This window comes from Sphingobium sp. TKS (genome assembly GCF_001563265.1).
In the GTDB taxonomy this organism is placed as follows: domain Bacteria; phylum Pseudomonadota; class Alphaproteobacteria; order Sphingomonadales; family Sphingomonadaceae; genus Sphingobium.
Genome location: NZ_CP005083.1, coordinates 773,584 through 798,778 on the forward strand (window position 1 = coordinate 773,584; position 25,195 = coordinate 798,778).

At 61.8% G+C, this 25,195-nt stretch carries 20 protein-coding genes, 1 tRNA gene and 1 pseudogene; 10 read left to right on the top strand and 12 right to left on the bottom strand.

The window, feature by feature from the left end; all coding sequences use genetic code 11:
* Positions 1-109: 109 nt before the first annotated feature.
* On the top strand, positions 110-2,830 hold the full coding sequence (locus K426_RS03980; protein ID WP_066554034.1) for a TonB-dependent receptor: 2,721 nt from the start codon (positions 110-112) through the stop codon (positions 2,828-2,830).
* 231 nt (positions 2,831-3,061) lie between these two features.
* Here the strand turns inward: K426_RS03980 and K426_RS03985 are convergent, their stop codons facing one another.
* The 3 genes from K426_RS03985 to hspQ all read right to left on the bottom strand — a co-directional run bounded on the left by K426_RS03985 (position 3,062) and on the right by hspQ (position 6,219).
* Positions 3,062-4,999 carry an OPT family oligopeptide transporter gene (locus K426_RS03985; RefSeq protein WP_206377565.1) on the bottom strand — a complete coding sequence of 646 codons (1,938 nt, stop codon included), beginning with the start codon at positions 4,997-4,999 and terminating at the stop codon, positions 3,062-3,064.
* Positions 5,000-5,108: 109 nt separating this feature from the next.
* Positions 5,109-5,891, bottom strand: coding sequence for a GDSL-type esterase/lipase family protein (locus K426_RS03990; protein ID WP_066554040.1), 783 nt, complete (start codon positions 5,889-5,891; stop codon positions 5,109-5,111).
* Positions 5,848-6,219 carry a heat shock protein HspQ gene (gene hspQ / locus K426_RS03995; protein ID WP_066554047.1) on the bottom strand — a complete coding sequence of 124 codons (372 nt, stop codon included), beginning with the start codon at positions 6,217-6,219 and terminating at the stop codon, positions 5,848-5,850. Before hspQ ends, K426_RS03990 begins: the two co-directional genes overlap by 44 nt.
* 122 nt (positions 6,220-6,341) lie before the next feature.
* On the opposite strand from hspQ, the gene K426_RS04000 reads away from it, so the two are divergent.
* Positions 6,342-6,431: transfer RNA gene (locus tag K426_RS04000), tRNA-Ser, on the top strand.
* A 157-nt stretch (positions 6,432-6,588) separates the two neighbouring features.
* A complete protein-coding gene (locus K426_RS04005) occupies positions 6,589-7,875 on the top strand; it encodes a tyrosine-type recombinase/integrase (protein ID WP_066554049.1) in 1,287 nt (428 codons plus the stop codon).
* A 55-nt stretch (positions 7,876-7,930) separates the two neighbouring features.
* Here K426_RS04005 and K426_RS04010 read toward each other — a convergent pair whose 3' ends face one another.
* A complete protein-coding gene (locus K426_RS04010; RefSeq protein ID WP_066554051.1) occupies positions 7,931-8,587 on the bottom strand; it encodes a lytic transglycosylase domain-containing protein in 657 nt (218 codons plus the stop codon).
* A gap of 296 nt (positions 8,588-8,883) precedes the next feature.
* Here K426_RS04010 and K426_RS04015 point away from each other — a divergent pair, with 296 nt between their 5' ends.
* From K426_RS04015 to K426_RS04025, 3 genes are all read left to right on the top strand, one after another.
* A complete protein-coding gene (locus K426_RS04015; RefSeq protein ID WP_006954973.1) occupies positions 8,884-10,098 on the top strand; it encodes an IS256-like element ISSpma2 family transposase in 1,215 nt (404 codons plus the stop codon).
* Between the two features lie 135 nt (positions 10,099-10,233).
* Positions 10,234-11,040, top strand: a complete 807-nt coding sequence (locus K426_RS04020; RefSeq protein WP_237229933.1) for a DUF7146 domain-containing protein — start codon at positions 10,234-10,236, stop codon at positions 11,038-11,040.
* A 75-nt stretch (positions 11,041-11,115) separates the two neighbouring features.
* Positions 11,116-13,332, top strand: a complete 2,217-nt coding sequence (locus K426_RS04025) for a strawberry notch-like NTP hydrolase domain-containing protein (RefSeq protein WP_066554064.1) — start codon at positions 11,116-11,118, stop codon at positions 13,330-13,332.
* A gap of 44 nt (positions 13,333-13,376) precedes the next feature.
* Here K426_RS04025 and K426_RS04030 read toward each other — a convergent pair whose 3' ends face one another.
* The 3 genes from K426_RS04030 to K426_RS04040 are packed head-to-tail and all read right to left on the bottom strand — an operon-like array spanning position 13,377 to position 16,962.
* Positions 13,377-14,381, bottom strand: a complete 1,005-nt coding sequence (locus K426_RS04030; protein WP_009823939.1) for a site-specific integrase — start codon at positions 14,379-14,381, stop codon at positions 13,377-13,379.
* A complete protein-coding gene (locus K426_RS04035; RefSeq protein ID WP_009823940.1) occupies positions 14,378-15,733 on the bottom strand; it encodes a tyrosine-type recombinase/integrase in 1,356 nt (451 codons plus the stop codon). The genes K426_RS04030 and K426_RS04035 overlap by 4 nt, the downstream gene beginning before the upstream one ends.
* Positions 15,730-16,962, bottom strand: a complete 1,233-nt coding sequence (locus K426_RS04040) for a site-specific integrase (protein WP_015449381.1) — start codon at positions 16,960-16,962, stop codon at positions 15,730-15,732. The genes K426_RS04035 and K426_RS04040 overlap by 4 nt, the downstream gene beginning before the upstream one ends.
* A 130-nt stretch (positions 16,963-17,092) precedes the next feature.
* Here K426_RS04040 and K426_RS33045 point away from each other — a divergent pair.
* Positions 17,093-17,419 (top strand): annotated as a pseudogene (locus K426_RS33045) (strawberry notch-like NTP hydrolase domain-containing protein); the annotation flags it as partial.
* Positions 17,420-17,678: 259 nt separating this feature from the next.
* Here K426_RS33045 and K426_RS33050 read toward each other — a convergent pair.
* Positions 17,679-18,245, bottom strand: coding sequence for a hypothetical protein (locus K426_RS33050; protein ID WP_443018212.1), 567 nt, complete (start codon positions 18,243-18,245; stop codon positions 17,679-17,681).
* Here K426_RS33050 and K426_RS33055 point away from each other — a divergent pair, their 5' ends adjacent.
* Both K426_RS33055 and K426_RS32395 read left to right on the top strand, forming a co-directional pair.
* Positions 18,246-19,112 carry a tyrosine-type recombinase/integrase gene (locus K426_RS33055; RefSeq protein WP_443018213.1) on the top strand — a complete coding sequence of 289 codons (867 nt, stop codon included), beginning with the start codon at positions 18,246-18,248 and terminating at the stop codon, positions 19,110-19,112.
* Complete coding sequence (locus K426_RS32395; protein WP_237229937.1) at positions 19,106-19,984, top strand: tyrosine-type recombinase/integrase; 879 nt, start codon at positions 19,106-19,108, stop codon at positions 19,982-19,984. Before K426_RS33055 ends, K426_RS32395 begins: the two co-directional genes overlap by 7 nt.
* Here K426_RS32395 and K426_RS04055 read toward each other — a convergent pair.
* The 4 genes from K426_RS04055 to K426_RS32400 all read right to left on the bottom strand — a co-directional run bounded on the left by K426_RS04055 (position 19,974) and on the right by K426_RS32400 (position 23,169).
* Positions 19,974-21,059 carry a hypothetical protein gene (locus K426_RS04055; RefSeq protein WP_237229939.1) on the bottom strand — a complete coding sequence of 362 codons (1,086 nt, stop codon included), beginning with the start codon at positions 21,057-21,059 and terminating at the stop codon, positions 19,974-19,976. The genes K426_RS32395 and K426_RS04055 overlap by 11 nt on opposite strands.
* Positions 21,028-21,864: an IS5 family transposase gene (locus tag K426_RS04060; protein WP_066554070.1), complete on the bottom strand. Its 837-nt coding sequence runs from the start codon at positions 21,862-21,864 to the stop codon at positions 21,028-21,030. The genes K426_RS04055 and K426_RS04060 overlap by 32 nt, the downstream gene beginning before the upstream one ends.
* 85 nt (positions 21,865-21,949) lie before the next feature.
* Positions 21,950-22,786, bottom strand: a complete 837-nt coding sequence (locus K426_RS04065; RefSeq protein ID WP_066554072.1) for an IS5 family transposase — start codon at positions 22,784-22,786, stop codon at positions 21,950-21,952.
* Positions 22,787-22,881: 95 nt separating this feature from the next.
* Positions 22,882-23,169 (bottom strand): hypothetical protein, encoded by a 288-nt coding sequence (locus K426_RS32400; RefSeq protein WP_237229941.1) that lies wholly within the window; start codon positions 23,167-23,169, stop codon positions 22,882-22,884.
* A 312-nt stretch (positions 23,170-23,481) separates the two neighbouring features.
* Between K426_RS32400 and K426_RS04070 the strand changes: the two genes are divergently transcribed.
* Positions 23,482-25,164 carry a strawberry notch C-terminal domain-containing protein gene (locus tag K426_RS04070; RefSeq protein ID WP_237230033.1) on the top strand — a complete coding sequence of 561 codons (1,683 nt, stop codon included), beginning with the start codon at positions 23,482-23,484 and terminating at the stop codon, positions 25,162-25,164.
* The last annotated feature ends 31 nt before the right edge of the window (positions 25,165-25,195 follow it).

The window sequence follows — 25,195 nt, forward strand, 5'->3', positions numbered from 1 at the left end:
AGGTGCCCCGCCAAGCCATTTCGACAGGGCTGTTCCAACAGGGGGATATCATGCAGCATAAATTCGCCCGGCGCCGCGCCGGCGCCACATTCGTTCGCCTGAGCCTGGCATGCGGTATTGCGGGCTGGGCGTGGCATCGTCCGACGCCATGGCCCAACCCGCAATGGCGGCGCCCGCCGCTGAAGAGGATATGGGCCAGATCGTCGTCACCGGCACCCGCCCGATCGCTGAATCCGAAGCCGCCGCGCTGGAAATCCAGAAGAACAGCGATTCTCTGGTCACGGTCGCCGCGTCCGATTCCGTGGGCCGCCTGCCCGACCAGAATATCGCCCAGGCCGCCAGCCGCCTGCCCGGCATCAGCGTCGAGCGCGACCAGGGTCAGGCCCGCTACATCAACCTGCGCGGCGCGCCCAAGACCTGGACCACCCTGTCGTTCGACGGCATCAACGTGGTGAGCCCGGAAGGTCGCGACGCTCGCTTCGATTCCATCCCGTCCGCCATCGCGGGCAAGATCATCGTGTCCAAGGCGGTGACGCCCGACATGCCGGGCGAAACGGTTGCGGGCAATGTCAACGTCATCACCCGGTCGGCCTTCGATTATGACGGCTTCCATCTGGCGGGCAAGGGCGGCCTTGGCTTTGCCGAGCTTGGCGACAAGCGGGAATATGAAGGGGCGCTGGTCGTTTCCAACCGCTTCCAGACCAGCATCGGGGAGATCGGCGTGCTGCTGTCGGGCAGCTATTATGAACGCAACATGGTCACCGACAATTTCGAGACCGATTATGAGCGGGTAGGGGCACAGGATAGCCGGCCCGGCAACGAGACCCGTTTCTGGGCGCACGAGGCCGAGAACAAGCTGTATCGCCTGACCCGCAAGAACTGGTCCGTCTCGGGCCGGGTCGACTGGAAGCCGGACGCGCAGAACACGGTCTCGCTGCGTTCGATCTACACCATCTTCACCGATGACGAGGCGCGGGACAATTACCGCTTCGATCTGGACGACCGCCAGAGCGACGGCTCGACCTCCTCGGCGGCCTGCGCGATCACGCCGAACGCGACGCCGACCAACAGCGGCTATGCCGACATCTGCATCGGCAACACGCCGCAACAGGGCACGGTCTACGGCATCGACATCCGTCAGCGCTCGACCCTGCGTGCCTTCCGCCAGTCGGTCTTCACCAACACGCTGGCGGGCGACCATGAATTTGCCGACGGCTGGAAGCTGAGCTGGGTCGGCAACTACACCGAATCGAAGGATGACCGCTCGGTCGTCGGTGAAGCGACCTGGGACAGCCCCAGCACGCGCAACCTGCGGCCGACCGTCGCCTATGATTTTTCCGACCCGAACCTGTCGCGCCTGACGCTTTACCGCACGCTGCAACTCGCCAGCCCGACACGCTACACCGCCGGTGCGCAGGTCACGGACGTCGACAGCTTCACCAAGCCGCTCTCGGGCTTCACCGTGCTGGACGCGGTCGACACGACCAAGGCCTATACCGGTCGCTTGGTGCTGGCGCGCGAGCTGGAGCATGCCACGCTGAAGGCGGGCATCCAGTATGACCGCCGCACCAAAATAGCCGACGAACAGCAGATCACGCTGACCGCCGCGCAGGCCGCGACGATCATGCCCACCGACTATAACCAGTTCTCGCTCGACCAGAAATTCCTGGGCGAGATCCCGATGGGCTACACCTTCCATTATTTCGACACGGACAAGATGCGCGCCGCATCGAAAGCGGCCCAGGCTGCCTTCTCCTTCGCGCCGAACACCGGCAATAATTATGACGTGCGGGAGGAAATCCTTGCCGGCTTCCTGATGGGCACATTCCGGTACGACTGGGGTTCGGTCATCGGCGGTGTGCGCGTCGAGCATATCAAGAACCGTGGTTCGGCCGTCGGCACCGTTGCGGGCGTCAGCGGTCTCGTCACGGCGGAAGCCACGCAGACGCTGGCCTTCCCCAGCCTGCACATCAATTATAATATCGACGACACGAAGAAGCTGCGCCTCTCCTTCAACAGCGGCGCCGCCCGCGCAGACTATGACCAGTTGCGTCCCAATGTCGTCGTCAACGACAGCAACGAGACGATTTCCGGCGGCAATCCGGCGATCAAGCCCGAGCGCGCCTATGGCGTCGACGCCTATTTCGAGTGGTATCTGCGTCCGCAGGGCTATCTGATGATCGGCACCTTCTACAAGAAGATCGAGGATTTCCTCTACACCTCTTCACGCACTTTCAATTCGAGCGCGCTCAACAGCAATGGCATCGATCGTTCGGGCTACAGGTTCAGCGGCCTGGTCAACGGCGGTTCGGGCCGCATCTACGGCCTGGAAGCGGCCGCGCAGTTGCAGCTTGAGCCATGGACGGACAGCCTGGGCCTGCCCGAATTCCTCGGCGGCTTCGGCGTGTCGGCCAATGTTACGCTTAACAATAGCAAGGTGAATCTGCCCGGCCGCACGCTCCGCCTGCCCGGCACGTCGGACTTCGTCTACAATATCGGCGGCTATTACGAGAAATATGGCCTGTCGATCCGCCTGCAATATCAGAACCGCAGCAAATGGCTGGATACGGTCGGTTCGCTGGCCGATGGCGGCGACACTTATTGGGACTCGGACGACGAGCTGGATTTCTCGGCGCGCTATGCGGTGACGAAGAATTTCGAAATTTATTTCGACGCGTCGAACCTGCTCAACCATCCGGGCCGCCGCTTCTCCGATCCGGGCAGCCTGCTGCGCGCAAGCGGTGTGCAGGCGCCCAACACCAGCAACCAAACGATCGAGTGGGAGCGCTTTGGCCGCCGCTATACGGGCGGCATCCGGTTCAACTTCTGATCCGGCGGAATGGGATTGAGAAGGGGGCTGCCTTGGGGCGGCCCCCTTTTTGTTGGATTCCAGGACGCATAGGATTTGGCCGAAAATCGTCAGTTGCGGATGCGTGAGTCCTCCCCTCCCCTTCAGGGGAGGGGATTGAGGGGTGGGGGCGTGCTCCACGCGCAAACTCGGCCTATGGGGCACTCCCCCACCCCAACCGCTCCCCTGAAGGGGAGGGGCTTAATGGCAGCTTCACCCCAGCGGGGCGCTAGCCCAATGCCTTAGCCTCCCGTAAAGCGTCGCAATCACGCCAAAGAAGGCGATCACCGAAAGCACCACAGCCCAGGGGTTCTCCGCCACCAGTGCCAGCGGCGCGTCGCTGTCTGTCGCCGCGACGATCCCGGCGAAGGCGACGCCGAACAGGCTTTCGCCCACGATGAAGCCGGTCGCCATCAGCACGCCCATGCGCTCGGCAAATTCGGGGTTGGACTGGCGCAGCGCCCAGCGGTTGTAGAAATGCCCAATCGCCGCGCCGACCGGGATCAGCAGGGTCAGCGCCATGGGCAGGTAGATGCCCATGCCGACGGCGAGCGGCGGCAGGCGCAGCTTGCCCGCCTTGCCCAGCAGCTCATCGATGGCGACGACGACCACGCCGATCCCCGCGCCGAAGCCGATCAGCTTCCAGTCGAGATCGCCGCCCAGCACGCCCTTGGCCAGAGCCGAGATCAGCGCCGCCTGCGGGGCGGGGAGGGCGCTCGCCTTGGCGCCCGGCGCGCCTGCGAAGCCGAAGGCGCTGTTGAGCAGGTCCAGCACCGGCGGGATCACCAGGGCGCCGAAGATCACGCCAAGGACCAGAGCGACCTGCTGTTTCCAGGGGGTCGCGCCGACAAGCTGGCCGGTCTTCAAGTCCTGCAAATTGTCGTTGGAGATGGTCGCGACGCCGAAGACGATCGCGGTCGTGAACAGGGCATAGGCGATGAGCGCCTGGCTTTGCTTGGGGTCGCCGCCCGAGCCGTAGATCGCCGCGAGGATCAGCGATGCGCCCAGCACGGCGAGGATGCCGACGCCCGAGATCGGGCTGTTCGACGCGCCGATCAGGCCCGCCATATAGCCGCAGACCGAAGCGATGACGATGCCCGCGACCAATATATAGGCCAGCGTCAGCGCAATGATCGGCACGGGGTTGAGTGCGATCGGCCCGCCCTGCGCGAACACCCAGAGCAGGATGGCGATGGGGATGAGCGAGGCGAGAATGGTGCCGCCGACAATGCCGATCGGCAGATCGCGCTCGGTGATGTCGAGCAGGCCTGCATTGCCCGCCTTGCGGACCTTGGCGGCGGCGAGGGCGGAGCGGATGCCGCTGATGATGGGGCCAAGGATCTTGAGCAGGGTCCAGATCGCCGCCACGCCGATCGTGCCCGCGCCGATGAAGCGCGCCTTCATGCGGAAGGTGGTGCCGACCAGTTCCGAAAGGTCCGCGCCCGCGGGAAGCGGGGCGGTGAGATAGGGGACGAGGCCGACCCAGCTTATCAGCAGGCCGAAGAACATGGCGACGCCCACCGACAGGCCGACCAGATGGCCGACGCCGATCAGCGCCATGGAAAAGCTAGTGGAGACACTGGAGGCGCCCGCGCCGAATTTGAAGAAGGTGGCGGCTTCCTCCGCGATCAGCCTGGTCTTGGCGAGGATCGCGAAGGCGGCGGCAGCGACCGAACTGGCGATGATGGCGGCAAGGCCGCGCTTATTCTCCTCCAGCCCTTCGCGGGAGCCTGCGCCCACTTTCAGCACTTCGGCAGCGGCCACGCCCTCGGGATAGGGCAGGTCGGAGCCGGTAACGAGCGCGCGGCGAAGCGGCACCGAATACATGACGCCCAATATGCCGCCCAGCGCGATGGTGAAGGCGCTGAGCCAATAGGGGAAACCCTGCCACCAGCCGATGATCACCAGCCCCGGCAGCACGAAGATGATCGCGGACAGCGTGCCGGCGGCCGAGGCAATGGTCTGGACGATGTTGTTTTCCAGGATCGTGCCGGTCGCGAACAGCCGCAGCACCGCCATGGAAATGACGGCCGCCGGGATGGACGTGGCGAAGGTCAGGCCGATCTTCAGCCCCAGATAGACGTTCGCCGCGGTGAACAGCAAGGTGATCAGCGCGCCCAATATGACGCCGCGAAGCGTCAGCTCCGCCATCGGGGCCGCCTTGGCCGAATCACTTGTCACTGGTCTGTCCCCTTGCCTGCGGCTGTTTTATCAACGTCCGGTAATAATGTTGCTTGAGCGTGGATCAATCGGAAAGTGCTCAGGAGGGAGAAATGGGCCTGAGGTCGGCGGCGGCGGCCTCGTCCAGATAGGCGTCGACCAGCTTGGTCCAGAGCGTGTAGCCGCGTGGGTTCATATGCAACCCGTCGGGGCGGAACAGGGATGCATCGGGCAGGCCGTCAGCCGCCAGCAGCACGCGGCCGACATCCAGATAATCGAAGCGGGTCACGCGCGCCCGCGCCGCCACCGTCATGTTGACCGCCGCCATTTTCGGCCAGAGCGTCCAGCGGATCGGGCTGGGCTTGAGCGACAGATAGGCGATATGCGCCTTGGGATAATCGGTGCGAAGCTGCCTCAGCAGGGTCAGGATATTGTTCGCGACCTCGGCCGGGGCGGCTCCGGCGGCCAGATCATTTTCCCCGACATAGACCAGGATGGAGCGCGGCTTGGCCTTGGGCAGCAGGCGCTTGTAATAACGCAGCACATCCGGCGTGGTCGCGCCGCCAAAGCCGCGATTGACCGTGCCGACATCCGGAAAACTGCCGCTTATGTCCCACAGGCGGATGCTGGAACTACCCAGGAACAGCGTGGCGTCGGTGACGGCCGGTCCCGCCTCATTGGCCTTGGCGAAGGCCTCGATCTCTCGCGAAAAGGGGAAGGCGGGATCGGGATTGACCTTGAGCGCCGATGCTGGAAGCGGCGGTGCGGCCTGCACCAGTCCGCCCGGCGCGAGCAGCAGGGCGAGCCCGAGCAGCGCCCGGCCCGCCTTGATGCCGCCCTTAATGGCGATGGAGCGGGCGTAGCTGATATTTGCCGTTCGCATAGGTGCCGAACATGTCGGAAATGGCGGGATGGTCGACAGGTTCCTCGCTGTCGTCCGCGATCAGATTCTGCTGGCTGACATAGGCGACATAGCTGCTTTCGTCATTCTCAGCGAGCAGATGGTAGAAGGGCTGGTCCTTGTCCGGCCGCGCCTCTTCGGGAATGGCCTGATACCATTCGTCGCTATTGGCGAAAACCGGATCGATATCGAACACCACGCCGCGAAAACCGAAGCGCAGGTGCTGCACCACGTCACCGATGCTGAAGCGGGCGTGGACGATCGGCGGGGCGGTAACATCGGGTCCGAAAATCTGATTCATGTCGTTCATATGACGCAATTTAGGATGCTTGTGGTGCGAAACAAGAAAAATGCTCGTCGCTGCTTGGCAAGGGTGAAATCATTCGCTAATGGCCGCCGCTCGACCGGGACGGCATGCGCTGGACCTTCTGCGGAGAGGTGGCAGAGTGGTCGAATGCACCGCACTCGAAATGCGGCGTGCCGGCAACGGTACCGAGGGTTCGAATCCCTCCCTCTCCGCCAGCCACTCATCCCCAAGCGTCCAAGAATCCCTGGTTTTCCTTGATTCTTCGACATTTTGCCCTATAGATTGTTCTCGATTTGTTTCGATGTTTCCATGTGCGTCCGTATCGATCGGGGGCATTTTTGGGGGCATCGAACGGCAAAATTGGGGGCACAGATGCTCAGTGAACTGGCGGTTCGGCAGGCGAAGGCAAAGGAGAAGGATTACAAGCTTTCCGATTCCGAGGGTCTGTACCTGTTTGTCGCGAAGTCAGGTCGGCGGAGCTGGCGCCTGAAGTATCGTTTTGCGGGCAAGGAACGGAGGCTCGTTCTCGGGGCTTACCCTGAGATGTCATTGAAACAGGCGCGCGACCGGAAGCTCGAAGCGCGTAAGCTGCTGGCCGACGGGAAGGACCCGGGCATTGAGGCGAAGAAGGCTGCGATCGCCAGAACCGTTGTTGCTTCAAACACCTTTGAGCTGACAGCTCGGAATTGGTTCGCTCTACAACAGGACCGTTGGACACCAGTTCACTCGAAAGATGTAATCTCGAGCCTGGAAAAGGAAGTTTTTCCGTGGATCGGCGTCCTTCCCGTGTCGGAGATCGATGAGCCGGTAGTGCTGACCGTCCTGAGGAAAATCGAACGTCGAGGCGCGATCGAAACTGCGCACCGCGTTCGCCAGAGAATGTCGGCTGTTTTCGTCCATGCTATTGCTGAGGGGCTTTCCACGAGGGATCCGGCAGCGGTGGTGGGTAAGGCCCTGAAGCCGGTTCCGCGCGGCCGAAAGCGACCTGCAATCCTTGATATGGACGGCTTGCATGACATGATCCGCAAGACAGAGATCGAGTTTGCATCGCCGCTTACGAAACTGGCTTCGCGATATGTAGCCTTGACTGCCCAAAGGCTTGGCTCAGTCCGATCAATGGCTTGGACGGAACTTGAAAATATCAATTGGAACAACGATGAGCCGTGTCCAGGTGCAATCTGGCGGATACCCGCCGGGCAAATGAAACTCTCTAGCGAGAAGAAAATTGAAGAGGGGTACGAGCACCTAGTACCGCTCGCACCGGAGGCTGTTGCTGTGCTTCGTGCAGCAAAGCAGCTGACTGGGCGCGGACCGCTTGTGTTTCCGGGTAACAGAAATGCCCGCATCCCAATGAGCGAAAACACATTGAGCTACTTTTACAATCGGTGCGGATATCAGGGCAGACATGTGCCTCACGGCTGGCGCGCATCGTTCTCGACTATCATGAACGAATGGGCAGAGCGGAACGGTACAGCGAGTGATCGTCATGTGATCGATTTGATGTTGGCACATATACCTGAGGGCGTTTCAGGTTCGGAAGGGGCCTACAATCGTGCAGCGTTTCTTGACCGCCGCCGTGAGATTGCGGAGGAATGGGCCAAGATGCTGTTCGAGAGCTTTCCAGCTCCGCGAAAGCTCCTGGATTATCCGTCGCGTTAATGGCCGTATTCCCACGCGCGCACCCTGATGCTGGCGGCGGCGAATACTCAGTGGGCTAGAACCTCCAGCTTTGCAGCACTTCGCGGACATAGCCAGGAGTCTCGCCATTCCGCGGTATACCGCCAGCACGCTCAACGGCGCCGGGACCTGCATTGTAGGCAGCTACCGCGAGGTGGACCACCCCAAACCTGTCGAGCATCTGCCGCAGGTATCGCGCTGCGCCGAAGATGTTGGCCATTGGATCGAAGCGATTGAAGACCCCGAGTTCTTTTGCCGTAGCGGGCATCAGCTGCCCAAGGCCCGCGGCACCCGCCGGGCTGACAGCCAAAGGGTTGTAACGAGATTCTGTCCATACGAGCGCATCAAGCAGGCCCGCGGGCAATGAGTACTTCGCCTCCGCGGCATAGATGTGAGGCAAGTAGGTTGCTCGCCGAAACCCGGATGGGGCCGGCTTGGCATTGGGTTCGTATCTGTGTGGCAGGTTGACCCGGCCATCGTCCGCCACTGACAGGCGCGGTGCTGGGGGGGTCTGCGAGGAACGCCAGAGCCCATGCTCGACCAGTTGAAAGCCGTTTGATGCTTCCGCAATCCGAATGCCTTCGGAGTGGCTGGCCGCAGCGCCGTTCGTAGCTGGCGCTGTTATGTCCTGAGCACTGGCCGGGATACCAGAAGTGATCGCGATGCCCGCGATCAAGAGAGTTCTGATTGTCATTTCTCGATCCTTGTCTAGCCGAATCGAGTGAGAACATATAAAGAACAAGCGATGTAGGAAAATTGGAATGGCGCGAGTGCAGAGCGGAGGCTGCGCGGGGAGGGCACCTTAACCGGAGAAGGTCGATGCCCCCGTTAGAGTTAGCGTCCGCGCTCGTGGTGTAATTTCCGGTGTAGGCGATGGTGTATTCCGGGGTGGGGCATGCCCCACCCCGGAATGCGGCGTCGCTGGTGGCCACCGGGTTCATCGTTATGGTGGAGTTTGCACACTTCAACCGTGACGAAGAGGAGTTCCCGATGACCGAGGACAGATTACTGATCGAAGAGCTGGCTGCAAAGGGCGGCCAACCGGATTTTTTGCGCACCATCGCCGAGAACGTGCTGCAGCTGATCATGGAGGCCGACGTTGATGGCCTGATCGGCGCGGGTCGCCACGAACGCAGCAGCGAGCGCGCGACCTGGCGCAACGGCTATCGCGACCGTTCGCTGGATACCCGGGTAGGCACGCTGAACCTGAAAATCCCCAAGCTGCGTGCTGGGTCCTATTTTCCGGGCTTCCTTGAGCCCCGCAAGATGGTCGAGAAAGCGCTGGTTGCGGTGATCCAGGAAGCGTGGATCGGCGGGGTCAGCACCCGGCGGGTCGATGAACTCGTCCAGGCCATGGGCATGACCGGCATCTCCAAGTCCACCGTCTCCAAGCTTTGCAAGGACATTGACGAGCGCGTCCATGCCTTTCTGAAACGCCCGCTCACCGGCGAATGGCCGTATCTCTGGCTCGATGCCACCTATCTCAAGGTACGCGAAGGCGGGCGGATCATCAGCGTTGCCGCAATAATCGCCATGGCCGTCAACACCGAGGGCCGGCGCGAGATCGTCGGCCTGCATATCGGCCCCTCGGAAGCGGAGGTCTTCTGGTCCGACTTCCTGAAGGACCTTGTTCGGCGCGGTCTTACCGGCGTGAAGCTGGTCATCTCCGATGCTCACGAGGGCCTCAAGGGCGCGATCACCCGCGTCATGGGCGCCACCTGGCAGCGCTGCCGGGTGCACTTCATGCGCAATGCCCTGTCCTATGTGCCCAAGGGCCAGAACACTGTCGTCGCCGCCGCGATCCGCCAGGTCTTCCTGCAGCCCGATCAGAAAAGCGCAACGCAGGTCTGGCGACAGGTCGCCGACCAGTTGCGCACCCGTTGGCCCAAGCTCGGCGCCTGCATGGACGAGGCCGAAACCGACGTGCTCGCCTACACCGGCTTCCCCACCCAGCACCGCACGAAGTTACACTCAACCAATCCGCTCGAGCGGCTCAACAAGGAGGTCAAGCGCCGCGCCGACGTCGTCGGAATCTTCCCGAACGAAGACAGCATCATCCGCCTCGTCGGGGCTGTGCTGATGGAGCAGAACGACGAGTGGCAGCTCCAGCACCGATACATGCAGATCGAAGGCATGGCCGAACTCAACCAACCCATGATCGAGGAGGAAAATCAGCCCCTACACATCACCGCCAAAGCCGCCTGACGATGGCCCACGGCCACAGCCGAAATTACACCACCTTGACGGACGCGACCCCCGTTAGACAAAGTTCATCAACTCGAACGCCGCGCCCGCACGATCGTCGAAAGCCTTCAGGGTACATGGAGTCGGGGCAAAGGCATGTGCTGCTGCCCCGCACACGACGACCGCACTCCCTCGCTGAGCGTGACACTGGGGCGCAAAGCGATCCTGTTTCATTGCTTCGCGGGATGCTCGAACGAGGAGGTCATAGCGGCGCTTGACCGCCAGGGTGTTCGCAGCCGTGACCTGTTCGATGGCTCGGGTGCGGTTGCCGCTGATCGACTGGAAAAAAGGACCTTCAATTCCAACGCGCGGCGTTTGTGGCACTCGGCGACGGCGATCTCCGACGGGCCTGCCGAAGGATACCTCGCGCAGCGCGGGATCCTGCGTGCCTCTGATCAGCTCCGTTATCTCGAGCGAACGCCGCTCGGACCACGTGGTGCGGTCCAGTTCCTCCCTGCAATGTTGGCGGCAGTCACAACCGACATCGGCATAATCGCGATACACAGGACATTTCTCGACGCGCCGAACGCAAAGCTCGCGGGCTTCGAGCGTCCCAAGCGCGCGCTGGGTAGCCTCGGCTGTGGGGCTGTCAGACTTGCCCCGCCAGCAGCGGGCCGGTTGGGCCTTGCCGAAGGTATCGAAAGCGCCCTTTCAGCGATGCAGCTGTTTGGCATTCCTTGCTGGGCAACGCTCGGGAACGAGCGGTTCGGCCTCGTCGCGATCCCGGAGAGTGTGCGCGAGCTCCACTTGTTCATCGACAATGATCCGGGAGGCGAACTCGCGGATCAGCGCGCGCGAAAGGCCTATTCAGCATCAGGCCGTGTGATCCAGACGCGAGCCCCAGCGTCGACTGATTTCGACTGGAACGACGAACTCAAGGCGAGCCTCGCTCGGGAAACCTGATCAGCGAGCCAGAGGGGAGGGGGCCTTCGGCTGATTGAGGCCTGCGAGACGCAGGACCTCGTCAGGAGGTTTCCCATGTCTAACTCTTCCCTCGCCTTCGCATTCGATCCACCATCTCCGCCGCTTGTCGTGACGGCAGCCAAAGCAATGGCGTCGCATTTGGCAGCAGGCAGCGCGATTTCGCGTAGCGACATCAACCGCATCATGACGGACCACTTCGGCGGAACCGATGCACTCGGGGCATGGTCAGTCCGTCATGCTCACGCTGCGCTCGAGCTGGCGCAGGTTCAACAACTGCAAGCATCAGATCAGATCCAGCTCACGAGTTCGATCGGCGAGGCCGAACAGTTCTTCTGCGGCCTCGATGCCCGAGTTCCGACCCAGACCAATCGCAGCGACGAGCAGATCGAATGGCAGCAGTTTGCAACGCCGCCGCGGCTTGCCTGGCTTGCCGCACGGGCCTGTGGACTGATGCCCAACGAGCTCGTGCTCGAACCCTCGGCCGGAACGGGGATGCTTGCGGTCTGGGCCGCCAAAGCCGGCGTACGCCTAGTCCTGAACGAAATTTCACCGCTGCGCCGCGACTGCCTGACTGTGGCGTTCCCGGCTGCCCGCGTGACCGGACATGATGCCGAGCTGATCGACGAATTGCTCGATGCGGCCGTCGTCCCAAGCGCCGTGCTCATGAACCCGCCCTATTCTCACGGCGTCGAGCGGGGCCACGATGGTCGCACCGGGACGAGGCATTTCCGCTCCGCGTGGAACCGGCTTGCCCCCGGTGGTCGACTTGTCGCGATAATGCCCGAATGGTTCGACTGCGGGAGGCTTCTAGCCGGCGTGAAGGGGCCAGTTGCGCTGCGGCTCAATGCCGCAGTCGAACGCGCATTCATCAAGAGCGGCACCGGGATCACCACGCGGCTGCTGGTCCTCGATAAAGTGGCAAGCTCCGGCGAGCCTGTCGCGATCCACACAAACGACTTTCGCCAGCTGGTCGAGCTTGTGGATGCCTTGCCGGCTCGCGGCAGCCTGGACGCTGTTCCAGAGCATTTGAGCCTTCCGGCCCGTGCGCCGTTTCGCCTGGTGACGGTGCCGCGCAGGCCGCTGCCGACACCAGCCAGGATCACGCCCCCAGCCTCCGCCATCGCGTCGCTCACCTACCAGTCGCTCGAAACCCCTGCGCTGCTTGCCCCTCAGATTGGCCACTATCTGCCCTATCGCCCGAGCAGGATTGTGATCGATGGCGCGGCCGAGCATCCGACGCCGCTCGTCGAGTCTGTTGCCATGGGGTCGATCGCCGCACCCAAGCCCGACGCGGTGCCGCAGCTGCCCGACGGGCTTATCGCCAAGGGGTTGCTGTCTGCTGCCCAGGCAGAGACCCTGATCTACGCCGCCAGCGCTCACGCACGCGATCTTCCCGGCCGGTTCGAGCCCGAGGACAAGGGCTGTTCGCTCAAGGCGTCAGCAGAAGGTCAGGTCTACCGGCAAGGCTATTTCCTCGGGGACGGCACCGGCGCCGGTAAAGGCCGCCAGGTCGCGAGCGTCATTCTCGATCGCTGGGTGCGCGGCGAGCGCCGCCATATCTGGATTTCGAAGAACGAGGCGCTGCTCGAAGACGCGCGCCGCGACTGGGCCGCCCTTGGCGGTCTCCCGATCGACATCCAGCCGCTGGCGTCCTGGAAGCTGGGCACCCCCATCGCAATGCGCGACGGGATTCTCTTCATTACCTATCCGACCCTGCGTTCGGGCCGAAACGATGCAACCCGCCTCGACCAGATCCTCGCCTGGGCGGGCGACGACTTCGACGGCGTGATCGTGTTCGACGAGGCGCACGCTATGGCCAATGCCGCTGGTGGCGAAGGATCGCGGGGCAAGGTCAAGGGCTCAGAGCAGGGTATCGCTGGCGTGCGCCTGCAGAACCTCCTGCCCCGGGCAAGGGTGCTCTACGCCTCTGCCACCGGAGCGTCCGACGTCAACAACCTCGCCTATGCCACGCGCCTCGGGCTCTGGGGTCCGGAGACCGCTTTCGCCAATCGCGAGACCTTCGTTGCCGACATTCGCGACGGCGGCATCGCCGCGATGGAGCTGGTCGCGCGGGATCTCAAATCGCTCGGCCTCTACACGGCCCGGGCCCTTTCGTTCGCCGGTGTCGAGTATGAGATTCTCGAGCATTGCCTGACCGAGGATCAGATCACGGTCTACGATGCCTATGCCGGAGCCTGGGGTATCTTATGCGCAGCTCGCCATAAGACGGCTTATCGCGAGGAAGCGGTAATGCGGAGGAACGCGGCGTAGTCCTGCAAAGCTGCGGAACATTTCGCCACGTCCTTCACATTATTCTATAGGGTGTCGAGCCATCCCATCAGATTGGCATCTCGCTTCCACGAAGGTGGCACGTTGCTCGCCGCCGGGGCGCCAACCTGTTCCAGCGCCTTTCGTTTGGTCTCCAGATTGGCCTGAGCATAGTGATTGGTCGTATCGAGACTGACGTGCCCGAGCCAACTGCGGATGACGGTGATATCGACTCCGGCGGCAACGAGGTGGACGGCGGTCGCGTGCCGGAAGCTGTGAGGCGTAACGTGTTTTGACTGGAGGGTCAGCGTCGATTTCGCGGCTTGTTCCACGTAGGCGTTGAGCTTGAACCGCACCCCTGACGCCCCTAGCGGTTCACCGTATCGATTGACGAAGATCCGCTCATCGGGCGCACGCGGCTGTCGCTCCAGTAGCTTCCTGAGCAATGCCACGGTTTCTGGCCAGAGCGGGCAGATGCGTTCCTTGCGCCCCTTGCCGTAAAGACGCACGAAGTTCGGTGCATCGAACCGGATTGCTTCGGGACAGAGGTCAAGCGCCTCTTGGATTCGCGCGCCACTGTTATAGAGGAACGAGAGCAGTACATGGTCGCGCAGCCCTTCGAGTGTCGATCGGTTGGGCTGGGCGAGGATGGCCTCGACCTCCTCGGGCTCGAGGTAGCACGGCGCGGAGGTGGGCTCCCGCTTCAACGGAACAGCCAGGACCTCTGAGCACTGCGCGATGTATTCCGGATTCTTGTCCGCCACGAAGCTGAAGAAGCTGCGGATGGCGGCCAGTCGGCAGTTCCGCGTGCCGATCGTGGTCTTGCGGCCATGCTCGGTATGATGAAGGAACGCGCGCACCTCGCCGGCCGAGACGTCGGTGAGCGTCAGCCGCGCGACCCCGCAGCCTTTTCGCTCCGCGACGAACCGAAGCAGCAGCCGCCAGGTGTCGCGATAAGAGCGGATCGTGTGGATTGACGCGCTGCGCTGCTCGGCCAGCCACTCCTGGAAGAACGCCCGCAACAACGCGGGCAATGGATTGCCTTTCCTCATGGCCGCGCCTCCGTGACAAGGCACGGGGCGCCGAGCGCGCGGAACCGTTCACTGGCTTCCTGCAACAGATCCTGCGTGACGGTGATGTAGACCAGCGTGGAGTGGAGATCCCGGTGCCCCATGTAGGTCGAGAGGAAGTGCAGTTTTTCCTGAGGGTTAATGCCGGACCGGTACCACTGGAGGATGCGGTTCACCACCATCGAGTGACGAAGGTCATGGACCCGCGGCCCGGTCCGGCCCGAAGCGGGCTTGAGCCCAGCACGGCGCATGACGTTGGTAATCATTGTCGTAACCGCCTCGGGCCTGTAGCGGTCATTTAAGTGGGCATGCCAGAACAGCCCTGATTTCGGGTTCTGTGGGCCGCCAGCGCGCCGCCTCGCATCGATGTACGCGCGCAGTTCGACCGCGACACTGTCGGATAGAGGCAAGATCCTGGTCTTGTAGAACTTCGTTTCCCGGATCGTGATCGTGCTTGATTGCAGGTCCACGTCACCAAGATCGAGCCATGCCAGCTCGCTTCGCCGTAGCCCGGCACAATAGGCCAGCATGATCATGGTGTAGAGGGTCAACGGCCGCAGCGGAGCGTCCGGCGACGGATAAGTCCGTGCGGTATCGAGCATACGCCGAACGTCAGCCGGGCTGAAGATATGCGGTTGCCGATGCTCCCGCGCTACTTCCCGCTCTGGCCGGGGATTGAAGCGCTTTGGCGGGATAGTCGGATCGAGGCGGAACCGCGCCTTGGTCAGGATGCGCGCCAGCTTCTGGCATTCAGCCGCGTGGTTGCGGGTCGGCTTGGCAGCCGCCCAGCTCGCAATCATTGCCTCAAGTGGTTGCTCCGCGAGGTCGGGACGGGCCTGAAGGAACCGATCGAACCGCAGCAGCCAGTGAGCCTGCGCTTCATATTGATATCCCCGGCTGCGCATCAGCATGACATGGTCTTGCATGAAGTCACCCAGCACGCTGCCGAAGGGCGCAGGCCGTCGTAACGCGGCCAAGGATTCGTCGGGATTCGGGGAAGCCAAGGCCCGCCAGATCGGCTTGCTTTGCTTGACGTTGTACCGACGGCGAAGTGCAGCAACAGGGTTGTCGGCGATCAGCCCGATTTCGACGAGGTGGTCGAGGAAGCGGTCGACAATGCAGACCTGATTGAGCAGCGTCGACAATCGCCAACGTTTTTGCATCTCCTTCAGCCAGGCGTCGAGCATCTGCCGGTCCACCGCCGGATGCCGGCGGGCAACATCTTCGAAGGTGCAAAGGAACCAGCGATATGTCGGTACGCTTCCCGGCCGGAACTGCGATTTTACCAGGAAGGCGTCGACGACGGTGCGATCGGGATCGTGCCAGGCGCTCATGACAGCACCTCCATTCCAGGCACCTCGAGTGCCACGGCTCGGAGATCATCTGTTGCCAGTTTGAGATAAGTATTGGTGGATTCGGTGGATCGATGCCCGAGCACGTCGCCGATGATCTTTTGCGGGACCGATGCCCGCAGCATTTCGACCGCACGTGCGTGGCGGAAGACATGCGGCCCCCGCTTTCCTGCTGGCACTACGCCTGCGGCGGCCAACCGACCGCGGATCATGCCGTACAGGTTCGTCATTGCGATATAGGGTGCGCAGGATCGGACGAAGATTTCCCGCACTTCAACCTGGGGCCGCCCAAGGCGCAGATAATCCAGCAGCGCTTCACCAACAGTCACCATTAGCGGCATGTACGAGTACGCGTTGGTCTTGGTGTGGCAGATCCGGAGGGATTCTGCGCGCCAGTCCACGTCATCGAGCCGAAGGCGGCATATCTCACCTTCGCGCAGCCCATACGTGGCAAGCAGCTGAAGTATCGCATAATCGCGTAGTCCGCGTGGCGATCTGTCCTCCTGCGTTGTCGCCAGAACCGCGGCGATTTGGCTCCTTTCCAGCGTCGACGGCACATCTTCGTAGGCATAGAGCATGGGGCCGATGATGTGTGGCGTCAGATCGGTCGGGATGCAACCCGTCCGATGCAGATGGCGAACCACCGAACGGAGACGCTCAGCGACATCGGCCAATGATTTGCGCCGTAAACCAGGCGCGCGCATGTCCATGTAGAGATCGATGTCCACGATGCTCAACGTTTCGAGGCTGGCGGCACCGGCCCGGTCGAACTGCCATCGCAGGAAGTTTCGCGCCTCCCACATCAGCGCCGCAATGGACGCGCTTGCCAAACCGCGCTCCTCGCGCAGCCATGCCTCGTATTCGCGGCAAATTTCATGTCGATGCTCGTCATCGGGACCGATCATTTCTGCGTCCGGGGGCCAATTGCCTTGAGCAAGCCGGAGGAGCTTGGCGATCGCGGTGCGGGGCAACATGTGCCAACGCGCACTGGGAGGCCGACCGTACTGGATCTCAAAATCCTGAACCGCATAGCCAAAATACTGATCGACCTGCTGCGGCGTCACAGTCTCGACCTGTATATCGCACTCGGCCAGATAATCGAGAAACGCGCGGGCGTAGAGACGGTGGTTCGCCACGACCACGGGATTGTAATTCTGTGTGGTGAGCGAATTCGAGAGTTCGGTGATCAACTCGTCATGCAACTTCAACATGATTGCCTCCTCAGCTGGTCCAGGGACCGCCGAGGTTCGCAACCAATATAATGCGCAGCAACTGCGCACACTATCATGGGAATTCGCCGGTTACGCCGCGCTCCTCCGCATTACCGCTTCCTCGCGATAAGCAATCATCCACGCCAACCTGCGCGACGCGCTGGAAGCCACGCGGATCGTCGACAGCGAGACCGGGGGCACGCTCAACTCCGGGGCCAAGTCCGCAGCGCTGTCGATCTTCGAGGGAACCAAGCAGCGCTTCTTCGCGCAGCTGCTTCTGTCGATGAAGCTCCCCAGCCTGCTGCCCGCAATTGATACAGCGATTGCCGACGGTCACGCTGTTGTCGTCCAGCTCGTCTCTACGGCAGAGGCCATGCTCGACCGGCGACTTGCCGACCTGTCTGACGAGGAACGCGAAGCTCTCGAGATCGACCTGTCCCCGCGGGAATATGTGTAATGTTGAGCTCAACATTAGACATATTCTTTGCAGTCGCAGTTTATGTCGAGCGTGGCGGCGGGAGGCGCAGGTTTCCTTCGGTTTTCCATGAATTCACTCCAGATAATTACAGTTCCTTCGACCTCAACAAGTCGAAGGAACCAACATGCGATCAAGATCATCATTGCCGTTTCGAGCGGCCCCGCTCCGGGTCGAAGACCCGCCCAGTCACGGCACCCTTCTCACCACATTCCTCTCCTCTCTGTCGCTCGACGAGAAGTCAGGCTGTGCGGTTCTGTATGGCGCGGCGGTCCGCCATTTCCTGCATTGGCTGGGCCTGCATAGGATCGCCATCCGCACGATTGACGATCGGGCTGTCCGGCGGTTCGAGAAGCATCGGTGCCGGTGTCACCGGTATTCGGCGCAGCAGCCAGTATATAAGGCGGACATTGCAGCGCGAGTCAGACGCTTCGTCCGCTTCCTGGAAGATCAAGGCTACGTCGAAGTCGACGACGGGATCGACGATCTGCCACGGCACCTCGCCGACTATTCCGATGCGATCGATCGCCTGCAACTTGCCGAGGGACCGGCACAGGCCTATCGGTCCGAGGCCGAGCATTTCGTGGCCTGGCTTCGCATGGCGCGGCGCCAATGGATCGATATCGATGACACGATCATCGACCACTATGCAGCGCATGATTGCCGATGCCCGGTCTGGCGCAAGCGGGGCAAGCTGGTCGCAACGGGCACCAAGCGGCGGCGGCGATGCGCACGGCACTTCGTCGAGTTCCTGCGAGGCCGGGGCGCCATCCCATCGGTTGAACCGGTGGCGGACGATGACCCGCACATGTCGGCTTACTTGGCATGGCTCAAGCAACACCGCGGCGCCACGGACGAGACGATCCGGCGCTACCGGACCGATATCAGACGGCTCATGCCAATGCTGGGCGAGCCTTCGCAATGGGATGCCGCCGGACTCAGGAGCGCATTCCAACGACGAAGCAAGGAGACGCCGGGGTCGGAATCGCTGCTCGTCACGATAATGAGGAGCTACATCCGGTTTCTGGTCGTGCGTGGCGAGTGCCGGCCGGCATTGTTGCATGCAGTTCCATCAGTACAGCGCTACCGCCTTTCGACGCTGCCGCGCCACGTCGACCCGGCAACGATCGAGAGGATCATTGCGGCCTGTCCGACAGATCGTCCGGTGGAAGTCCGGGACAAGGCCATCATTCTCCTGCTCGCCAGGCTCGGCCTGCGGGCTGCCGATATTCAGAACATGCGTCTCGACGACATCGACTGGCGATCCGGCCACCTGACGGTCAAGGGCAAGACGCGTCGCCCGGACCGCCTGCCATTGCCGCAGGATGTTGGCGACGCGATCCTGGCATATCTTGCGGCAGCCCGCCCGAAGGCCGCCGAAGAGCATCTGTTCCTGCGTGCACAAGCACCGTTTCGGCCATTCCGCTCGTCCGCTGAGATCGCGGGCATCGTCGCTCGTACGCGCGACCGCGGTGGGATCGAAGGAGTGCCGACCGGGTCGCACATATTCCGGCATTCGCTTGCCACCAACCTGCTGCGCGCGGGCGCAGGCCTGGAGTCCGTCGGGACCATCCTGCGTCACAGCTCGCCCGAGACCACTGCCATCTACGCCAAGGTCGATCTGCCGATGCTCATGAAGATCGCGCAGCCCTGGCCGGGAGAACAGTCATGCTGAACATCCACATTTCCAGATACGTGGCGCTGCATCGCAGCCTCGGGCTGAAGTTCTCTGAACAGGAACGCATGCTGCGCCTGTACGCCGCCTACGCCGGAGGATTCGGCGACCGGCACATCCAAGTCCAGCGGATCTACGACTGGTGCCACACGGCGAGTTCGCAGAATGTGGCCCGCCGGAGGTTTGATACCGTTCGCAACTTCAGCCGCTTTATCCAAGCCGATGATCCAGTTTACGAGGTGCCGCCTGCCGGTGTCTTCGGTCGGGGCAAGCGGCCACGCCCGACACCGACCATCATCGAACCGGAACAGGTCCGGGCGATCATGACCGCGGCGTTGGACGTTGCGTCCCAAGACACGATCAGCCCATACACGTACCATTATTTGTTCGGCTTGCTGGCGGCGACAGGTCGGCGTGAACGGGTCCTCCCGCTCTGGAAGGAGACTCAGTTCGCATTGCGCGCGTGGCTTGCGATCCGCCCCGATGCGCAAGCTGCCGAGATATTCCTCAATGCCAGCGGGCAACCCATGACCCGCGACGGATTTGCGTTCCGTTTGGCGGAGCACGTCAAGGCCGCGGCAGAGAAGCAGCCGTCGATCCTTGGAAAGCGCGTAACACCGCACGTGCTGCGCCATTCCTGCGCAATGCACACGCTCGCGGCGACCGGGGACATTCGCAAGGTCGCATTATGGCTCGGGCACGCCAGCATCCAGAGCACCGAGACCTATTTGCGCGCCGATCCCGAGGAAAAGCTGCAAATTCTCGCGGCGCACGGCGCCCCTGCCATCAGGCCCGGGCGCTTCAAGCCGCAAAGCGACGATCTACTATCAATGCTTCAGGAAATACGTGCAGGAGGTCATGTCAAAATTTGACACAGGTCCGCATCGCAGTCCGAAGCGCCAGTGGCGCTCCCGCCAACAAAGCTTCGCCTTCGAGGCGGCCGTTGATGCGTAGCATAACCGAACCGTTTTGACGGAGAAGCATCGGAATGAGTTGGGAACCAGTGAGGTTGGCCTGCCAAAACGTGCTCTGAGCGTTCGCGCGGCCGGTCGGAATGTCAATTAATCGACCAGCAAAATTCCATGTAACCGTAACGCGCTGCACCGTCGCGGGCTTGTTAAGGAGCATGGCCATCATGGGGCGGTTGCCTTCACAAAACAGGCTAAACGACTTGATGTTTGGCGAAGCAGCTACATCGACATAGGCCATTGGGGCGCGACCTTGGACCGGCACGACCTCCCAAGCAGTCCCAGGCAGCGGCACTGCGTCCTCAGGTGGGCTGTCCATAAGCAGGCGAGCAATGTCCTGGGGCACGGGCAAGCGGCCTCCTTGAGGCGCATAGACCGTCAACTTTCCCTTCTCCCAAAGGCCAATTTGAACGGCACGGCGATTTGCATCAAGCAGAACATAGGCTTGCTCTACACCGCCTTGATGCGGCGCATTTCCCGTAACCCAATAGAGAGACCCTTGTCGTTGGAGACCGGATATCGCCGAAAGATTGCTGGCCAGCAGGTCCATTTTGCGGCCCAAACGCGAACGTATCGCGTCAGCTATCGGACCACTTGTCAAAAGATCTATTCCGTTGGGATCGGAATCACTTTGGAATTTCCCTATGGAACTGGCAAGATTGGTCCAGGCTAGCGGCGTCGGTTTTCCCAAAACTGGCCTTGCTTGCAGCGGTGCTTTTGAAGCAGCAGATGCTGGCCCAGACCCCTTGCATAAGAGCAGTGGGGATTGCGACACGAGCGCTGACTTGAACGGATCCAGGCGCTGTCCAGGCGCGACGTCTGCTTCAAGGCGGACTACGCCTCGCTTTTCGTCGTCATTGACCGTCAAGATCACGCGTCCGAAATCGTTGGCATTGACAGGAAAAGGAAAAAAGACCGCGCTAATGCCTTCAGAGTCGGATTCGAAACTAATTTGTTGAATGACAGTGTCTTGCGGCACGCCGGATGAAGGCTTGTACCGAGGCCGCGAAGAGCCAAGCGGTGGCAGATGCGATGGTCTGCTCGAAGTCCTTGGCAAGTCGGCGATTTCGGTTGAGCCAGGCGATTGTCCTTTCGACAACCCACCGGCGGGGCAAGACTTCGAAGCCCTTGACCGTGTCGGAGCGTTTGATGATTGCGATCATCCAGCTACCCAAAGGCTTCAGGGCATCCTTCAGTTTCTGGCCAGCATATCCGCCATCAGCGAACACGTGCCGCAGCCAGGGAAACCGCTTGATGACGCCGCCCAAGACCATCGGAGCTCCATCGCGATCCTGAATGTCAGCGGTATGGACGACGGCGTGAACCAGATTGCCCTCGGTGTCGGTTAGGATGTGACGCTTGCGGCCTTTGATCTTCTTTCCAGCATCGTAGCCCCGAGGTCCGCCACTTTCAGTGGTTTTGACGCTCTGGCTGTCGATCACACCGGCGCTGGGCGAGGCCTCACGCCCCTGTGCTTCACGGACCAGCATAAGAAGGCCATGGTTCAAGGCCTGCCATAGCCCAGTATCGCGCCATATGTAGAACCAGCGTCGCACCGTTGAGACCGGTGGAAAGCAAGGTGGCAGCATTCGCCATGGCAGCCCACCCCGGAGCAGATAGAAGATGGCCTCAACAATCCGGCGCATCTCCCACTTCCGTGGTCGACCTGTCTTTGCTGGTGGAGGAAGAAGTGGCTCGAAGAAAGCCCATTCGGCATCGGTTAAATCTGTTGGTAAAGCTAGCATGCTTCGCGCATGGAGAGCGCGAGTGGTATCGGTCCACATCGTTGTATCCCAGGTAGTTTTTGGCGAAACCCCTGAATCAACGACTGGGCGGGTCGTCAAGCTAAGTGCCTGATTCAGAAGTTTCTCAATTCCAGCAATATCTTGCGGTTCGGCGCGTGAGCATTCGGATTGAAGCTATGAGTGCCCATGCGGTTGAAGACGCGATGGACTTTTCCCAGTCCTTGGCAAGGCGTCGGCAGCGGCCAAGCCATGCGAAGGTTCGCTCTACAACCCATCGGCGTGGTAGCACCTCGAAGCCCTTGGCTTTGTCGGAACGCTTGATGATCTGGATTGTCCACCTGCCCATGCCGACGAGAGCGGATCGTAGTTTGTCGCCGGCATAGCCGCCATCAGCGAACACATGGCGCAGCCAGGGGAACCGCGTGCGAACAGCGGCCAGCACATCGACAGCACCGTCGCGATCCTGAATGTCGGCGGTGTGGACGAGAATGAAGATCAGGAAGCCGCAGGTGTCTGTCAGGATGTGCCGCTTGCGGCCTTTGACCTTCTTGCCAGCGTCAAAGCCCGTAATTCCGCCACTTTCAGTGGTCTTCACCGACTGGCTATCGATCACTCCAGCACTCGGCGAGGCTTCGCGTCCTTCGATTCCCCGCAAGTTCATAACCAGCACGGTGTTGATGGCTTCAAACAGACCGGCATCGCGCCAGGCGTAAAAGTAGCGCTGCACCGTCGACACCGGCGGAAAGCACTTGGGCAAAAGTCGCCACGCACACCCGCTCGCGGCAATGTAGAGTATCGCGTTCAAAACTTCGCGCATGTCTGCCGTTCGAGGTCGGCCTCCGCGCTTGGCCGGAGGAACGAATGGCGCTGACAGCGCCCACTCCGCATCGGTCATATCCGATGGATATCGCAATCCCTCCCGGCTATGCTCACGCCGGGCAATACCAGTCCATGTCACCATTCACTCCTTCTCTTCGCAAAGAGGCGTGAATCACAACATGCTGGTATTGCTCAACAACTTTCGGTTCGGGCTCTAACCCACTGATACCACTCAACTTAGTTTCGGATCGGGCTCTCATAGGTCGGGCCAAGAAACGAAGCCGCGTACTCAAACCGGGTGCTTTTTACAGTCTGACCAGACGCTTTGAAAGTAAAACCGGTTTCGTTGATCTCAAGGCTCGCCCCTCGAGAGCAATCGCCACGCGGCGCATACGAGCCATAGCTTCCTTCGAGATCCATGCCCTTCAATGACGTCAATGTCACTGCGCCCGCGACGCCGGGCAAGCCCAGAAAAATCCCTGCGAGAAAAACGGTAATGGAGCGCTTGGGCAGTTTGCTCGGCATGGCAGATCTCCATGGCGGACAGCCTTGCATCGGGACCTCGATTGAAAGCGACGAACGACTGCCTCCGGGATTCTCTACAACCTGCACCATTCCAGCGGTGCCGACAATCCTAACGGCCCCAGCATTCAACCTTTTCAGGCAATTATCTGGAGTGAAATCATGGAAAACCGAAGAAAACCTGCGCCTCCCGCCGCCACGCTCGACATAAACTGCGACTGCAAAGAATACGTGATCGACTATCTCGCCAAGAGCTTTCCTGTCCGCCTGATGGCAGTGTTCACAGACGAAAACGGCAACCCTCGGTCCGAGCCGATGAGTGACCAGCAAGGCGCACCTGTGCTTTGCCGCTCCGCGCTGGCCGCGCGCGACCGGATGATCGAGCAGCTCTGCGCCCTGCCGCCGATTGCTACTGCGCTCGATGCCATCATTGAGCGCTTCGGCGTTGACCAAGTGGCGGAAGTCACCGGTCGCACACGTCGGCTCATCGTCGGCCGCGATGGTCGCCAGAAACTCCAATCCCGCTCGCCGCGCGCCAATGTGGCCGAAACCCAGGCATTCATGGACGGTGCCAAGCGCATCCTGGTGTTCTCCGATGCCGGAGGAACGGGGCGCAGCTACCACGCCGATCTGGCCGCGAAGAACCAGGCCCGCCGCGTCCACTTCCTGCTCGAGCCGGGCTGGCGGGCTGACGCCGCAATCCAGGGGCTCGGCCGGACCAATCGCACTAACCAGGCATCGGCCCCGCTGTTCAGGCCCGTGACGACAGATGTGCGCGGCGAGCGCCGCTTCATCTCGACGATCGCTCGGCGCCTCGACAGCCTGGGAGCTCTGACGCGCGGGCAGCGCCAGACCGGCGGGCAAAACCTGTTCGATCCGGCCGACAATCTCGAAAGCATCTACGCCAAGGAGGCGCTCCACCGCTGGTTCGGCCTATTGTTCACGGCAAAGCTCGAAGCGGTCAGTCTCGGGCGCTTCCAGGAGCTGACAGGCCTCCGGATCGAAGCGCCTGACGGGTCGATGGTCGATGACCTGCCGTCGATCCAGCGGTGGCTCAATCGCATCCTGGCGCTTCCCATTGCTCTGCAGAACGCGATCTTCGATGAGTTCATGGGACTGGTCGAAGCGCGCATCGATGCCGCGCGGCAGGCCGGCACACTCGACCTCGGCCTGGAGACCATCGCAGTCGAGGAGTTCACGATCCTGTCGGACACGTTGCTGCGCACCGATCCGGCATCGGGCGCGACCACCCATCTGCTGGAACTGGAAATCGCCAGAGCCTTGAAGCCGCTCACCCTGAAGCGGCTTGAGGAGCTTCACGGCCTTAATGGCCAGCGACAGCGGCCGGTTCGGAACGCCCGCTCAAGTCGGGTCGCCTTGCTCGTGCCTGCCCGCAGTATTCTTGCTGATGACGGCACCCGCGTTTTCCGCTTCGAATTGCTTCGCCCGATGAAGCGCAGCCACATCACCGAGGATCAGCTCGCTGAGAGCAGCTGGGAGGGGATCTCCGTCGACATTTTCCGCGAGGCCTGGGTCGCCGAGGTGGAAGAGGCGAGGACCAGCCACAAGCGCGAGCGCCTCTATCTCGCGACGGGCCTACTGCTTCCGGTCTGGGACAAGCTCCCTTCGGATTTCGTCAGGGTTAGTCGCATCTCGGCGGCGGATGGCCGTTCGCTCCTTGGCCGCGAGGTTCCCGCCCATTGTGTGCCCGAACTGTGCCGAGCGCTGGGTCTGGAACGCGAGCAAACGCTTTCCGCCGACGACATTGTCCAGACCGTCCTGGCAACGGGGAGGGCCATGGAGTTCGCGGGCCGCGAGCTGCTTATGGTCAAGCGCAGCCTGGTCAATGGGTCACAGCGACTTGAGCTTACGGGATGGAGTGCTGCTCGGCTCGACTGGTACAAGGCCCAAGGCTGCTTTACCGAGATCATCCGCTATCAGACCCGGCTCTTCGTGCCGATCGAGGGCGCGGCGAGCGTGATTACCAGACTGGCATGATGGGCAGAGTTCCTTGCCAAATGGCATTATT

What these genes read in the sequence shown, in the direction of transcription:
- K426_RS04025 (WP_066554064.1), top strand. Translation starts at nt 11,116, where the DNA reads ATGTCTAACTCTTCCCTCGCCTTCGCATTCGATCCACCATCTCCGCCG.
- K426_RS04010 (WP_066554051.1), bottom strand. Translation starts at nt 8,587, where the DNA reads ATGACAATCAGAACTCTCTTGATCGCGGGCATCGCGATCACTTCTGGT.
- K426_RS03990 (WP_066554040.1), bottom strand. Translation starts at nt 5,891, where the DNA reads ATGCGAACGGCAAATATCAGCTACGCCCGCTCCATCGCCATTAAGGGC.
- K426_RS03980 (WP_066554034.1), top strand. Translation starts at nt 110, where the DNA reads ATGCGGTATTGCGGGCTGGGCGTGGCATCGTCCGACGCCATGGCCCAA.
- K426_RS04020 (WP_237229933.1), top strand. Translation starts at nt 10,234, where the DNA reads ATGTGCTGCTGCCCCGCACACGACGACCGCACTCCCTCGCTGAGCGTG.
- K426_RS04015 (WP_006954973.1), top strand. Translation starts at nt 8,884, where the DNA reads ATGACCGAGGACAGATTACTGATCGAAGAGCTGGCTGCAAAGGGCGGC.
- K426_RS04060 (WP_066554070.1), bottom strand. Translation starts at nt 21,864, where the DNA reads ATGTGGACCGATACCACTCGCGCTCTCCATGCGCGAAGCATGCTAGCT.
- K426_RS04040 (WP_015449381.1), bottom strand. Translation starts at nt 16,962, where the DNA reads ATGTTGAAGTTGCATGACGAGTTGATCACCGAACTCTCGAATTCGCTC.
- K426_RS32400 (WP_237229941.1), bottom strand. Translation starts at nt 23,169, where the DNA reads ATGCCGAGCAAACTGCCCAAGCGCTCCATTACCGTTTTTCTCGCAGGG.
- K426_RS04035 (WP_009823940.1), bottom strand. Translation starts at nt 15,733, where the DNA reads ATGAGCGCCTGGCACGATCCCGATCGCACCGTCGTCGACGCCTTCCTG.
- K426_RS03985 (WP_206377565.1), bottom strand. Translation starts at nt 4,999, where the DNA reads ATGGCGGAGCTGACGCTTCGCGGCGTCATATTGGGCGCGCTGATCACC.
- K426_RS32395 (WP_237229937.1), top strand. Translation starts at nt 19,106, where the DNA reads ATGCTGAACATCCACATTTCCAGATACGTGGCGCTGCATCGCAGCCTC.
- K426_RS04005 (WP_066554049.1), top strand. Translation starts at nt 6,589, where the DNA reads ATGCTCAGTGAACTGGCGGTTCGGCAGGCGAAGGCAAAGGAGAAGGAT.
- K426_RS04065 (WP_066554072.1), bottom strand. Translation starts at nt 22,786, where the DNA reads ATGGTGACATGGACTGGTATTGCCCGGCGTGAGCATAGCCGGGAGGGA.
- hspQ (WP_066554047.1), bottom strand. Translation starts at nt 6,219, where the DNA reads ATGAACGACATGAATCAGATTTTCGGACCCGATGTTACCGCCCCGCCG.
- K426_RS33055 (WP_443018213.1), top strand. Translation starts at nt 18,246, where the DNA reads ATGTCGGCTTACTTGGCATGGCTCAAGCAACACCGCGGCGCCACGGAC.
- K426_RS04030 (WP_009823939.1), bottom strand. Translation starts at nt 14,381, where the DNA reads ATGAGGAAAGGCAATCCATTGCCCGCGTTGTTGCGGGCGTTCTTCCAG.
- K426_RS04070 (WP_237230033.1), top strand. Translation starts at nt 23,482, where the DNA reads ATGAGTGACCAGCAAGGCGCACCTGTGCTTTGCCGCTCCGCGCTGGCC.